The 12,971-nt window shown below is 43.8% G+C and carries 9 protein-coding genes; 6 read left to right on the top strand and 3 right to left on the bottom strand.

Going from position 1 to position 12,971, the window contains the following annotated elements; all coding sequences use genetic code 11:
* Positions 1-11: 11 nt before the first annotated feature.
* Positions 12-947: a hypothetical protein gene (locus tag ABDK00_RS10565; protein WP_346239171.1), complete on the top strand. Its 936-nt coding sequence runs from the start codon at positions 12-14 to the stop codon at positions 945-947.
* Between the two features lie 234 nt (positions 948-1,181).
* Here the strand turns inward: ABDK00_RS10565 and secDF are convergent, their stop codons facing one another.
* Positions 1,182-4,295: a protein translocase subunit SecDF gene (secDF, locus tag ABDK00_RS10560; protein ID WP_346239170.1), complete on the bottom strand. Its 3,114-nt coding sequence runs from the start codon at positions 4,293-4,295 to the stop codon at positions 1,182-1,184.
* A gap of 271 nt (positions 4,296-4,566) precedes the next feature.
* Between secDF and ABDK00_RS10555 the strand changes: the two genes are divergently transcribed.
* Together ABDK00_RS10555 and ABDK00_RS10550 are read left to right on the top strand one after the other, a co-directional pair.
* Positions 4,567-5,757: a pyridoxal phosphate-dependent aminotransferase gene (locus ABDK00_RS10555; protein WP_346239169.1), complete on the top strand. Its 1,191-nt coding sequence runs from the start codon at positions 4,567-4,569 to the stop codon at positions 5,755-5,757.
* Between the two features lie 153 nt (positions 5,758-5,910).
* The gene (locus ABDK00_RS10550) at positions 5,911-7,800 is read left to right on the top strand and encodes a tetratricopeptide repeat-containing sensor histidine kinase (RefSeq protein ID WP_346239168.1); all 1,890 of its coding nucleotides are present in this window, start codon (positions 5,911-5,913) and stop codon (positions 7,798-7,800) included.
* Here the strand turns inward: ABDK00_RS10550 and ABDK00_RS10545 are convergent.
* Positions 7,797-8,213 carry a PH domain-containing protein gene (locus tag ABDK00_RS10545; RefSeq protein ID WP_346239167.1) on the bottom strand — a complete coding sequence of 139 codons (417 nt, stop codon included), beginning with the start codon at positions 8,211-8,213 and terminating at the stop codon, positions 7,797-7,799. The two genes, ABDK00_RS10550 and ABDK00_RS10545, sit on opposite strands and share 4 nt — an antisense overlap.
* A 28-nt stretch (positions 8,214-8,241) precedes the next feature.
* Positions 8,242-9,090, bottom strand: coding sequence for a fructosamine kinase family protein (locus ABDK00_RS10540; RefSeq protein WP_346239166.1), 849 nt, complete (start codon positions 9,088-9,090; stop codon positions 8,242-8,244).
* A 178-nt stretch (positions 9,091-9,268) separates the two neighbouring features.
* Between ABDK00_RS10540 and ABDK00_RS10535 the strand changes: the two genes are divergently transcribed.
* The 3 genes from ABDK00_RS10535 (at position 9,269) to ABDK00_RS10525 (ending at position 12,969) form a co-directional block, all read left to right on the top strand.
* A complete protein-coding gene (locus ABDK00_RS10535) occupies positions 9,269-10,810 on the top strand; it encodes a serine/threonine-protein kinase (RefSeq protein ID WP_346239165.1) in 1,542 nt (513 codons plus the stop codon).
* Between the two features lie 38 nt (positions 10,811-10,848).
* Positions 10,849-11,787, top strand: coding sequence for a hypothetical protein (locus ABDK00_RS10530; RefSeq protein WP_346239164.1), 939 nt, complete (start codon positions 10,849-10,851; stop codon positions 11,785-11,787).
* Between the two features lie 87 nt (positions 11,788-11,874).
* On the top strand, positions 11,875-12,969 hold the full coding sequence (locus tag ABDK00_RS10525) for a PP2C family protein-serine/threonine phosphatase (protein WP_346239163.1): 1,095 nt from the start codon (positions 11,875-11,877) through the stop codon (positions 12,967-12,969).
* Positions 12,970-12,971 lie beyond the last annotated feature (2 nt).

Here is a 12,971-nt window from a genome sequence, read left to right as displayed (position 1 = left end):
ATGTAAAATTTATGGTGATCAGGTCATGCATGTTTGCTTTGCTGTTGGTAATGATTGTTTCTTGCGGAAATAAGAAAAAAAACATGGCGGGAGCCGAGGATGTCAATTTGCAGGAGTACGTCGACTTTTTCCCCGAAGTAACGTTGCCTTTCGAATTTGCCGACAGTTCGCTTTCCTCAAAACCGGATGATAGTTTGTCGATCAGCCTGGATATATTCAGGCAGTTTACGCCGGACAGCAGTCTGACCACTGGCTTTAACGAAAAAACAAAACTGTATGCCATAGGCAAATTCAAAGAAGATAATGGCGCTACTTATCTGTTATTAAAAGCCTTGAGTGCGAAGCAAAAGCTTATGCTGATCACAGCCTACAATGAAAAGAATGCATTTATAGCAGGCCTTCAGGCGATGAAAAGCCGTAAAAATCAGGGCATTTCAACGCAGGTGCAAATAGACAAGAACTATAATATCAACCGCAAAACATTAAAAAAGCTTTCTAACGGTATTGAAATCAGCGGCGAAGACGTTTATGTTTTGAATGCATCTATTAAGCAATTTATGTTGGTTTTGACCGACTCGCTGGGCGATGATGTGGAACTTTTTAACCCGATTGATACATTGGGCCGTAAGTATAAATATGCTGCCGACTATGGGCAGGGCAAAAGAAATATCATTTCGATCCGTGACAATGCAAAGGAGGGAAGGGTTAACTTTTTCATCCACCTGGAGGAAAGCAAATCAGACTGTCAGGGCGAGTTGCGCGGGGAAGCTGTTATTGTTTCTGATCATGTTGTGGAGTATCGCCGTCCCGGCGACCCCTGCGTACTTCAGTTTATCTTTAGTAAAAACGAAGTAACGCTTAAAGAAATTGAAGGATGCGGATCGCGCATGGGCGCATTGGACTGTACGTTCAATGGCAGTTACCCTAAAAAGAAAGATAAAAAATAATGCCTGCCGCCTGCCTGCTTTCTGTTTAACGCCGCGCTTCGGCGCCAAAATTGATTCTATAAATCCCGCATAAAGCTTTGATCAAAGGCTGGTTGAGTGGCGCAGTATTTACGCAACAGGCTACTCTTTTCGCCCTGATTATCGTATCCGCCGGTCCCCAAAAATCCCCAAATATTATTGACGTAAAAAAACCGGATACGTTATGCATCCGGTTTTTGATTCAGTAAATCTTATTTATTTCTTCACGGGTTCCGCAACTTTCGGAGCATGAAGATCTGTTTTCTCTTTACCCTTTCTGATACCGCCTTTCAGGTCTACCAGCACCGGAGCGGCTACGAACACGGTGGAGTAAATACCTGTAATCACACCGATTAACATCGCAAAAGCAAATCCACGTGTTACTTCTCCGCCAAAAATAAAGAGGATAAGGATCGTAAGGAATACCGTGAGTGTCGTCATAATGGTACGGCTCAGGGTTTCGTTGATCGATTTATTAACCAGTTCTTTCTGTTCCATGTTGGGATGTAGTCTCAAATTCTCACGGATCCTGTCGAAGATTACAACGGTATCGTTCATTGAGAAACCAATTACGGTAAGGATCGCCGCAATAAAGTGCTGATCAATCTCAAGCGGGAATGGCACTACTTTTCTTGCGAAAGAGAACACAATCAGCGTTACGAGGGTATCATGTATCAACGCGAAGATGGTGCCCAGGGAGAACCTCCAATCGCGGAAACGGATGAAAATATAAAGGAAGATCGCTATCATCGCAAATAAAGTGGCTTTCAACGCACCTTTCTTCAGATCGTCAGAAATCGTGGGAAGCACTTTCTTAGATTCCTTTTTGTGAACAGCATCAAATTGCTGGAAGCTTGTATTTTCAGGCAGATATTTTTTCAGCCCGTCATAAAGCTTGTGTTCCACAATTGAATCCGCCGCTTGCGTATTTGGATCACGGATGAGGTAAGAAGTGGTGATATCCAAACGGCTTTCATCGCCCACCGTTTTAATGATCGGATTTTCATCTTCAAAAGCGGCTTTCAAATCGCCGCGAATGGCTTCAATATTTACTTTTTTGCCAAACTCGATTTTGTAGCTGCGTCCGCCGTCGAATTCAACACCGTAATCAAATCCATTAAAAACGGTAGAAATACCTAATACCACGATGATAACCGAGATGATGTAAGCGACTTTTCTAAACTCAATAAATTTGAAGTTAGATTTCTTCTCGATTGCATTGCTGATTTTACTGAAATAGTTAAGATGTCTTTTCTTATCAGTAAACCAGTCAGACACCCAGCGGCTCACGAGGATACCGCAGAACAAAGAGAGCAGCAAACCTAAAATCTGGGTGGTCGCAAAACCTTTCACCGGCCCTAATCCAAAATAATATAAAATACAAGCCGTAAGCAGGGTTGTGATGTGACCATCAAGAACGGGAGCCAGCGAGCGGCTGTAACCGTCGTTGATGGCAGGCAAATAGCCTTTCCCTTTTCTTAGTTCTTCTTTAATTCTTTCATAAATGATCACATTCGTATCAACGGCCATACCAATGGTAAGTACCAAACCGGCAATACCCGGAGCGGTCAGCGTAGCGCCAAGCCCGGCTAATACGCCGACGGTAAACAGCAGGTTGAGGATAAGTGCAATGTTTGCTACCCAGCCGCTGGTGTTATAGTAAATGATCATCAAAATGAAGATCACGATAAATGAAATCACAAAAGACCACATGCCGCCTTTTAAAGCAGCTGCGCCCAGTGTTGGCCCCACCGTGGTGTCCGACACAATCTTCGCAGGAGCGGGCAGTTTTCCGATTTTAAGAATATTCGCCAGATCGCTGGCTTCTTCCTGTGTAAAATTTCCGGAAATGCTTGAGCTTCCGCCTTCAATCGCTTCGTTTACGTTCGGAGCGGAATACACAATATTATCAACTACGATGGCAATAGGCCTGTTGACATTGGCTCTCGTCAGGTCAGCCCATATTTTTGCGCCGATAGGGTTCATGCGCAGGCTTACATTTGTTTTGCCGGTCTGGTCAAAATCATATCCTGCATCCGTTACCATTTCCCCACCCAGTTTGGCAGCTTCGCGTCCATAAGTTTTAATCGCGTGAAGTTCAACTGCAGGAGATTTCTTTTCGGGAATACCATACATCCACACTAAATCAGCCGGGAATTTCGACTTCACCTCTGGTGATTCGAGGATTTCACGAACTTTTGCTGTATCGTTGATCAACACAAAACCAATTCCATTGATTCTTCCCTGTGCGGCGGCCGAAAAATCGATCCAGCCCATCAGATGCTTTTTAGCTTCCACTTCCTGGTTATTAGCCGCTGCCGGTTTGGCAGGCGCGTCATTTTTAGCCAGTTCTTTTAGTTGCTGCTGTAGGTTGCCGGTATCCGTTTTTGCCGTGGCCGCGTTATTTAAAGAGTCTGTTTGATTTGCCGCTGAATCTGTGGCTTTAGTAGAATCTGCGCTTACCACACCCGCTTTGGCAGCAAATGCTTCGTCAGCCGCCTGAATATTTTGTCCGATTTCGTTAAGCGTATAAACTTCCCAAAATTGAAGATTGGCGCTGGCCTGTAAATTTTTTCTTACGCGCTCTTTGTCTTGTACGCCGGGCAGCTCCACCGAAATAATTTGTTTTTCAGGATCGGGGTTGATGCTGGGCTGCGCAACACCAAATTTATCAATACGCGTGGTGATCAGGCGGGCCGTGTTATCAAAAGCTGCAGTTGCCTGTTCGTTTAAGTAGCTGATCACTTTGCTGTCACTGTCGGTTACCTTAATTGAAGTGTTATTAGCATTCGCGAATAAAGTAGCAAGGCGGCCGTTGGGAACCAGCTTTTTGTATTCGCTCACAAATAAGTCGATATAGTTGGCGTCGCTGTTGCCTTTTGCCAGTTCAGCGTTGGCAAGGGCTTTCAGGAAATTCGGATCTTTAGAGTTGCTGGACAAGGTTTTGAGCACACCGCTCATTTCCACTTCCATCGTCACGTTCATACCGCCTTGAAGATCAAGGCCCAGGTTCAACTCTTCCGCCTTCGCTTTCTGATAGCTGATTGGCCCGGTAAAGCCGTAGGAAACGGTAACGTCTTTTGTGCTGTCTTTCAAACGCGCCAATCGGGCTTCGTAAGCTTCATTAAGCCATTCCTGGTAAATTTGCTGTGAATCTTTGTTGGCAGGGTATTTCGCAGCGGCCGTCGGGTAATTTTTTGCTACGAAGCTTTGCGCCTGCTGTTCCAGCTTTTTTTCATGATTACGAACAAACCAGGTAAACGATAATTGATAAACGGAATAGATAATAAGCAAAATCGCAAAAAAACGAACCAGGCCTTTGAGTTGCATACGTATTTAATATTTATAATTCACTTAGTTTGGTAAAAGTTATTTGGCACACTAAATCGCCAAAAAACCTTATCCGGTTTTTTTTAAAGGCTGCAAAGATAAGGGTTAGCTTAATTGAAAGTAGATAAGTTAATAAGTTCGTGGAATTAACATTGAAAAATCATCAAAATAATCACATAAATGTAAAATCCGTTCTAACAGATCGGCTTTTAAGCAATTGAACCATTACCTTTGCGTGATTTTTTTATTTAATTAGAAAATAACTCTTAAAATGCAATTATCATCTCTTTTAGAACGCTTTGCAGAGCCGGAAACTTTAAAAATGGCGAAACTGGGGCGTGAATTAAGGGCGAAAGGTGTTGATGTTATTGACCTGAGCCTGGGCGAACCCGACTTCGATACGCCACAACACATTAAGGATGCGGCGATTAAGGCGATCAATGACAACTGGAGCCATTACACTCCGGTGCCTGGTTTTTTAGACCTGCGCGAAGCGGTTTGCACGAAGCTAAAGAGAGATAATAACCTCGATTATGCGCCGGAACAAATTGTCGTTTCTACCGGAGCCAAACAAAGCCTGGCTAACGCGCTGCTGGCGCTGGTTGACGAGGGCGACGAAGTGGTGATTCCCACACCTTATTGGGTTACTTATTCAGAACTGGTTAAAATTGCCCGCGGCAAAGTAGTGGAAATCAGAACCAGCGTGGAGAAAGGCTTTAAAGCAACTGCGGAAGAAGTGGAAGCTGCCATTACGCCTAACACAAAAGCATTTTTGTTTTCATCTCCCTGCAATCCATCAGGTGCGGTTTACAATAAAGAAGAGTTAGCGGCGCTTGTTGAAGTATTTAAAAAACATCCGCAGGTAACTATTATATCGGATGAGATTTATGAATATATTAATTACGTGGGTGACCATGAAAGCATTGCTCAGTTTGAAGAAATCAGGGATCGCGTAGTGATTGTAAATGGCCTGAGCAAGGGTTTCGCGATGACCGGATGGAGAATTGGGTACACAGCGTCCAACACATCTATTGCTAAGGCGATGGAAAAATTACAGGGACAAATTACCAGCGGAACCTGTTCGATCGCTCAAAAAGCGGGTGTTGTCGCATTAACAACGGATTTAAAACCTACCCGCGAAATGTCAGAAGAGTTTACCCGTCGCAAAAAACGCGTACTTGAATTGGTGAATGAAATTCCGGGTGTGATTTGCTCCGATCCTGACGGCGCCTTTTATATTTTCCCGGATATGAGTTCTTATTATGGCAAGTCTGACGGAGAATTTTTTATTAAAAATTCGGCTGATTTGTGTATGTATATTTTGAATACTGCTCACGTATCTTCGGTGATGGGCGCGGCTTTTGGCGAACCCAATTGTGTTAGGTTTTCGTTCGCGAACAGCCTTCCTAATATCGAAAAAGGATGGGCCCGCATTAAAGATGCGCTTGCAAAACTGAAATAAGCAAAAATTAAAAGAATGTATACCAAAGACCCTTTGTCGAGGGTCTTTTTTTGTTTGTTGTCATATTCCACGGCTATTAAAAAAATATCGATAAATTTGTTTGAAGCATATAGCTGGCTAACTCTTGAGAAAATTTCAAATTGAAACTAAGTCATGAGTCTTCTCAAAAAAAGAAATACCGGCGCCTTGGGTACAAGCTTTCTGGCTTTAATGCTTCTCGTGTTTCTGCCCTCCCAATCTCAGCAAACCACCCATCGGCTATTGTTGTTACCCGACGGCAAAGAAAAAGTCGATTCCATTCTGAGTTATGTTGAAAAGAATTGGCAAGACCCTTCCCGCGGAATGTTGTACGAAGAAGCCTTTCGGCTGGTCAATCGCTTTAAGTATAAGGAAGCCGAACCGCTGCTTTATAATTCTTACGGATTTTATAAGCGTGAACTGTCTGAATATACGGATGCAATCGACCTGCACCTCAAGGCACTGAAGTTTGCCAAAAATCAAAACAATACCCACGAAGAAATCAAAGCCTACAATAATCTCGGCGTTGCCTACCGGCGCATGGACGATTATAATACCGCGTTAGACTATTTGATGAGCGCGCTTAAATTGTCGGAAAAAGTGGGTGACGATTACAGCGTGACCATTGCTCTCAATAGTATTGGCAATATTCATCTGGCACAGGGTAATTACAACGCGGCGATCAACTATTTCAAGCAGTGTATGCCCATTGCTATAAAAGCGAAGAACGAAAGAGGCATCGCTATTAACCTGCAAAACATGGGCGAATGCTACGATCGTTTGGGTATTAAGGATTCTGCCTGGGCCTATTATGGAAGGGCCCTGCAATATAACGAACGTAGAAACGACAATAAAGGCATCGCCATTTGCTATAACAGCCTTGGAAATATTTTGCTTAAAGAAGGAAAGGTAGACCGCGCCCTGGCACTTTACGAACGGGCTTTACCCATCAATATAAAACTTGGCGATAAGATATTTATTGCCAATAGTTACAATAATATAGCCAGCGCTCACCTGGAAAATCAAAATTATGCAATGGCCAAACAGATGTTTGACAGCAGCCTGCAAATTGCTTCGGCTATTGGTTCCGTAGCCGAATCGAAGAGCGCTTATTTTGGCCTCATGAAAACTGCCGAGGGGCAACAGGATTATAAATTGGCGTATAATTACAGCAATCTTTATAAATCGCTTTCCGACAGTATGATCAACACTAAAAACGCGCAGTCGCTGCGGGGTAAAGAAGTGGCTTATCATCAGGATAAGATCGCATTGCTGGAGCGCGACGACCGGAACAAAAACATTATCATGGCAGGTAGTCTGATTTTGTTTTGTTTGTTATTGGTATCCGGAATTTTATACTATTTAAGAAACAGATTGCTTGAAAGAAACCGCTCACTTCAGCGGGAGCTGGAGATCAGGTCTCAGATCGCTTCAGATTTGCACGATGACATGGGCTCTTCTTTAAGCAGTATCCACATTTTTAGCGAACTACTGCGCAAGGAAGGCAATGATTCGCCTGACCTGCTGGCCAAAATTGAGGCTAATGCCAAAGACACGCTCGAAGCGCTGGACGATATTATCTGGCTTGTAAAGCCCAGTAACGACAAATTCAGCAACCTGGGCATGCATATCAGTGAATTCTCCGTGCCGTTGTTTGAATCTAAAAATATAGATTTTGAAATCGACTTTCCGGAAGCCATTTCTGAAATAGCGTTACCGATGGAGGCGAGAAGGAATATTTTTCTGATTATAAAAGAGTCGGTAAACAATCTGGTGAAATATGCCGAATGCACCTTCGCTTCTGTAACCGCCATTGCCAACGAGGGCAGCCTGCGTTTCATCGTAAAGGATAATGGAAAAGGTTTTGATCCATGCAAGCTGACCAATCGCAATGGCCTCAAAAATCTAAAAGCCAGGGCCGCCCAAATCAACGCCGATCTTCAAATCAAATCAGCGCCGGGGCTCGGTACCGAGATTATACTCGACGTAGAGGCCAGCAAACTTAATGTTTTGCACGCTGTTTAATCCAAATTTATAAAGGTAATATCGGGATTGTTTTTTTTCAAATGCGCCACAAAGGCTTTTTGCTGACTGGGAGAAATGATGACGCAACCATGCACTCCATATTCAATGATGAGCCGGTCAATTGAAAACCCGGGCCCGCTAAAAAGATGCTTCCTCTTCCTGGTTACCTTTTTGATTGATTCAATATCGATGGTTTCGCGAAAAAGGAAACCGCTTTTAATGGTCAGCCTGCCTTCATAAATTGTATAATGGGTGGCGTAAAAAATATATAATACCAGCAGGCAAAAACCCGCTGTAACAGCAACCAGGGCCATACTTTTTTCAATCGCCGCGATCACAGTCATCAAAACGAGTAAAATGCCAAACATCAGTTTAATCAGCGGGCTGGCGCGGGTTTTATAAACGATCATCATAAGATAGAAATAATAATTCTAAGGTACATTAAAATTGGCTGATTATCTTTTTTACACGTCCCGTGTACGCGCCTCCAAACAGTAGGGCATGCACCAGCAGTGGATAAAGCTGGGTATAGGTAATCCTGTGCTGCCAGCCGCTTTGCAACGGATAGGCGTGGTGGTAGGCTTCATAAAAGTCGTTCGAAAAGCCGCCGAATAACCGGGTCATGCCAATGTCCATTTCCCGATGCCCGAAATAAACGGCGGGGTCGATTAAGAATGCATCGCCTTCAGCTCCGATGATATAGTTGCCGCTCCACAAATCGCCATGTAGAAGCGCGGGCGGCTCTTCAGGAAAAATTTCTGCAAAAGCAAGACAACATTTTTCAATCCGTTTGATGTCCGTCGAATTAAGGTCGCCCGAAGATCGTAGCTGCGCCGCTAAGGGCAAAATCCGATATTGCGCATAAAATGCGGGCCAGCTTTCTGATGGTTGGTTGATCTGTGGCAACGAGCCGATATAGTTATCTGTTTCGAAGCCAAAAGAGGGGGCCGTTATGCGATGAAGCGCTGCTAAACCCGCTCCTAAGCATTGCTGCGCATTGCGCGATGGTTGTCCATGTCCGCACCATTCCAACAGCAAATATTGCAGCCCGCCAACCGCACCATATCCCATTACTTTCGGAATGTGCAGCATTTTACAGGCGCGTAATTTTTCCAGGCCTTCAGCTTCGCGCAAAAACAGATCGGGAAAACGGGCGGCATCATTGACCTTTAAAAAATAATCCCGCGAAGCGGTAACGACCCGGAACGCCTCATTAATATCGCCGCCACTGACCTTTTCGAGTCCGGTAACGGAAAGTTTTAAATGTTCAAAAAGGAAGTCCCATTGCATAGAAAGCTTTTTTCGCCGATTTTAGCCTGATATTTACCGTTTTTTAGTATTTTTTAAGATAAAATTTAGCTTCGCGCTGTAGCTTTAAAGGTTAAAAGGCCGTTGTAGCGGAATTAAAAGTAGAGCATCCCGAACAAAAATCGTGATATATTTATCATCACTTCAAGGTTTTAGATGAATGGAAAATAAGGGTATTAACGGATATGTGCTAAAATATAAGCTGGGCGACGGAGGCATGGCCGATGTTTGGTATGCAGAAAACTACCTTCAAAAGCCGGCGGCGGTTAAAATACTCAGAGCGAAATTTTGTGATGATCCGGAGATCGTGGCGCGCTTTCAAAATGAAGCCAGGCTTATGGTGCGTTTAAATCATCCTGCTATCAGAAATATCCTGGATTTGGGCGAAATTGACGGCCGGCCCTGCATGGTAATGGAATACCTGGAGGGCCAGGATTTGAGTAAAAGGATGAAGCATGGCGAACGCTTCAGCAATGAGCAATTGATGGCCTGGTGGAATGATACTGTCGACGCTTTGCAATACACGCATAGAAAGGGCATCGTGCATCGCGATATTAAACCCGCTAACTTGTTCGTCACAGAAAACGGCAATATTAAACTGCTCGATTTTGGTGTTGCTAAAATCAAAGATAATATCACCGTTACACAAACCGGGTCAAGAATGGGAACGTTGATGTACATGAGCCCGGAGCAGGTTTATGACGTAAAAAATCTCACAGGAAAAACGGATGCCTATTCTTTAGCCGTCACTTTTTATCACCTGGTGACCGGTCAACCGCCTTATGATAGTTCCAAAATTTCTGATTTTGAAATACAGGAAAGCATTGTAAGAAAGCCGATAGACCTTTCCGCTTTAGACGCGCCCTGGCAAACGCTGCTTCCGGCTTATTTTCATAAAAAGCCGGAAGATAGGCCCGAGCTGCATAAGATAGATTTGCCTGAGGCCGAAGCAGCTGAAAGTACCTTGTATATTGATCCGGCTGAAGCAACCGTCATCCAGCAACAACGGCCCTCTGCTGAAAAGAGCAATACCCAAGTATATGTGCAGCCTAAGCCGGCCGGCCGCCGTTTATTTTATTTATTTTTTCCCATTGCGGTGATCTTGGGTTTGATTGCATTCGCTCTGAATAAAGACAAGATTACAAATTATCTGAAACAGGACGAAGGCACGCAGCAAACACAGCCGGCCAATCAACGCAAGGCGAGCACCACCAAAAAGCAAACGCCAAAAAAGGAAGAAGCGCCAGTGATACCTCCGGCGGATACGATCAATTCCGCGGGCGAGGATGGCAGCAACGATCAGGTGATTGTAAGCGTTGATCTCGAACAGAAGGAGGCTGCCATCAAAGATTTTATTCGAAGTTATTATCAGCAAAGAAGTAACTGCGGCGGCTTATCCCGTTTTTTTAATAACACAGTAAAGCAATATTATAATAAGTCGAATGTGCCGCTTAAAACAATTGAAGCCGAATGTGAGGGATATCATGGAAAATGGCGGTTTACGGAAGCTGAGATCAACAACCAGTCTTATGTATTTACGCATAACGAGAACGGGAAATCGTATGTCGATTTTAATATGTTATACCATATCAAGCAGAACGAAGCAGATGATTGGATTTCTTATAATATAGACGTATCCGTCATCATCGATGAGAATAATAAAATTGAAAGAATCGTCGAAAGAAGGATCGAAAAAATATAATTCTTCAGTCCACAAGAATTTAGAAAATTTTAATAAAAATGCTTAGTAAGATAAAGAAATGGCTGCTGCCTGACGAAGATCAGGATGAAAGAAGATTAACCAATCAAACGCTGGTCGATCAGGTTGTGTCGTCTTTTAAAGAAACGATCGAACGCGAATCTTTCAATAAGCGGATGATGTATGACTGCAGTTACCTAATCTTAATGAGGCCCGAAGACTATCACCATGCGGAGCTTCGGCTGGCGGGCATTACCGAAGGGATTCTTGATGAGTTTTACGCTTATATCAATGAGAAAAAAAATCAATACCCGAGATATGACCCCATCGGCAGTTTCTGGGACTTTCAATATTGCCCGGCTGAAAAAGGCATCGACAATAGCGACATTGAGCCGGGTTCGGTGCAGGTGGTAAGCGCGCCTACATCCGAGAAATCGTGGATGGAGCTGTCGAGCGAACAGATCAAGGTTTCGGTAAGTACCAAGCATTCGAAATACTCCAAATACGATTTAAATCCCAACACTTTTGCCAATATTGATATTTTGTCGAAAGGCCATTTTCGCGTGAAATTTAATAAAGATCTTTTTGCAGTGGAGGCATCGGCGGTAAACGCCAATAGCTCGACCTCGGCAAAAAAAGATAAGCTGGCCACCATTCAGTTTGTCATCAACAAGCAGCGCTACAGTTTTCCGATGCGCGAAAAGCAATTGAAAATTACAAAAGCGGTGGAAGGGCTGACCAGCACGGCTACGCTGCTCTGCATCAACGAGCCCAGCGGCAGCCTTCAGAAAGAACATGTGATGATTAAATATGAAGAAGGATCGAGACTATTTTATGTGGCGCTTTTTGCAGATGCATTTGTAAACGAACAAAAGCTGGAACTGAGCCGTATTGGCGAGTCGCCGGTGTGGCATCCGTTAAAGAATGATTCAACAATTGTGTGTGGTATTTTTCAATTGGATTTCAAAGCGGAAGTATAACCCTTCATTTTAATCATTAAAAATGATCCAGGTTTTATTCATTTTATTTATAGCACTTGTTTTTTATCTGCAAACAAAAACAAAAAAATGAGCGGGACTATTTTTTCTCATGTGCAGACGGATATCGGCCGGCGGCGCGATAATAACGAAGACAATTTCGTTTGGTTGCAGCCGCTTTGGTCGAAAAGCAGTTTGGCGCTAATCGGCGCCATTGATGGCGTCGGCGGCTATGATGGCGGCGAAGAAGCTTCTGCAATTGCCAAAACAACGATCGAAAATTATTTACAAAATTTCAGTTTTGGCGCTCCGCTACAATTATTAAGAGAAGCGTTTATCAATGCCAACAACACTATTCACGAACAACGCGCGGCCTCCAACCTTCCGAGAATGAGCTGCGTGGCTTCTGTCGCCATGCTCGACAGTGAAAAAGAGCTGATGTATGTGGCGCATGTGGGCGACAGCCGTGGTTATGTTTTTCGTAATGGCGAACTGATTAAGATTACCAAAGACCACTCGGTGGTAGGTTTTAAAGAAGACAGCGGATACCTGACGGAAACTGAGGCGATGCATCATCCCAACAGGAATGAGATCAGTAAAATGCTGGGCGAGTATCAGATTGATGCTGGTGATAAAGACAATTATTTTGATTTTTTTGAACATAGTTTTCTTCCCGGCGACTTCGTTTTGTTTTGTACGGACGGCCTCACCGATTTGCTCAATAAGCAGGGCATTACAGAAATACTGACGCAAGATATCGACATTAAACAAAAAGCGCAGTTGTTGATCAACGCAGCCAACGACTTGGGTGGAAAAGATAATATCACCGTTGCTTTGGCCAGCTTCGCCTCTAAAAAGGCTGCAGCAAAAAAACGAGTGTCAAAGCAGGCTATTGAAGTTCCGATCAATGAAGAGGAAGGCCTGCTGACGATTGTCGATAAAAAGCCGCCCCGAAAAAAAAAACAGTGGTGGTGGTGGCTCCCGGTAGTGTTCCTGGCGGGATTCCTGGCCAACTGGCCCGGAACAAAAAAAATAATGCAGGGAAAAGAAAGCCGCGTTGACACTATCTACATTAAAGACACTTTACCGTTTCAGGATAGTTTATTCGCAGGCGATACACTGATCCAGGCTACAGATACGATTTTCAGAGACAGCACGATCAATAGAAATAATACGGGTTATTAAAA

It is taken from the genome of Niabella insulisoli (genome assembly GCF_039652435.2).
GTDB classification, from domain to species: Bacteria; Bacteroidota; Bacteroidia; order Chitinophagales; family Chitinophagaceae; genus Niabella; species Niabella insulamsoli.
The sequence above is the reverse complement of the archived record's forward strand: the minus strand, read 5'-3'. Positions and strand labels throughout refer to the sequence as shown.

Excerpts from the sequence above, each read along its gene's own strand:
- ABDK00_RS10565 (WP_346239171.1), top strand. The coding sequence starts at position 12 with ATGGTGATCAGGTCATGCATGTTTGCTTTGCTGTTGGTAATGATTGTT.
- secDF (WP_346239170.1), bottom strand. The coding sequence starts at position 4,295 with ATGCAACTCAAAGGCCTGGTTCGTTTTTTTGCGATTTTGCTTATTATC.
- ABDK00_RS10555 (WP_346239169.1), top strand. The coding sequence starts at position 4,567 with ATGCAATTATCATCTCTTTTAGAACGCTTTGCAGAGCCGGAAACTTTA.
- ABDK00_RS10550 (WP_346239168.1), top strand. The coding sequence starts at position 5,911 with ATGAGTCTTCTCAAAAAAAGAAATACCGGCGCCTTGGGTACAAGCTTT.
- ABDK00_RS10545 (WP_346239167.1), bottom strand. The coding sequence starts at position 8,213 with ATGATGATCGTTTATAAAACCCGCGCCAGCCCGCTGATTAAACTGATG.
- ABDK00_RS10540 (WP_346239166.1), bottom strand. The coding sequence starts at position 9,090 with ATGCAATGGGACTTCCTTTTTGAACATTTAAAACTTTCCGTTACCGGA.
- ABDK00_RS10535 (WP_346239165.1), top strand. The coding sequence starts at position 9,269 with ATGGAAAATAAGGGTATTAACGGATATGTGCTAAAATATAAGCTGGGC.
- ABDK00_RS10530 (WP_346239164.1), top strand. The coding sequence starts at position 10,849 with ATGCTTAGTAAGATAAAGAAATGGCTGCTGCCTGACGAAGATCAGGAT.
- ABDK00_RS10525 (WP_346239163.1), top strand. The coding sequence starts at position 11,875 with ATGAGCGGGACTATTTTTTCTCATGTGCAGACGGATATCGGCCGGCGG.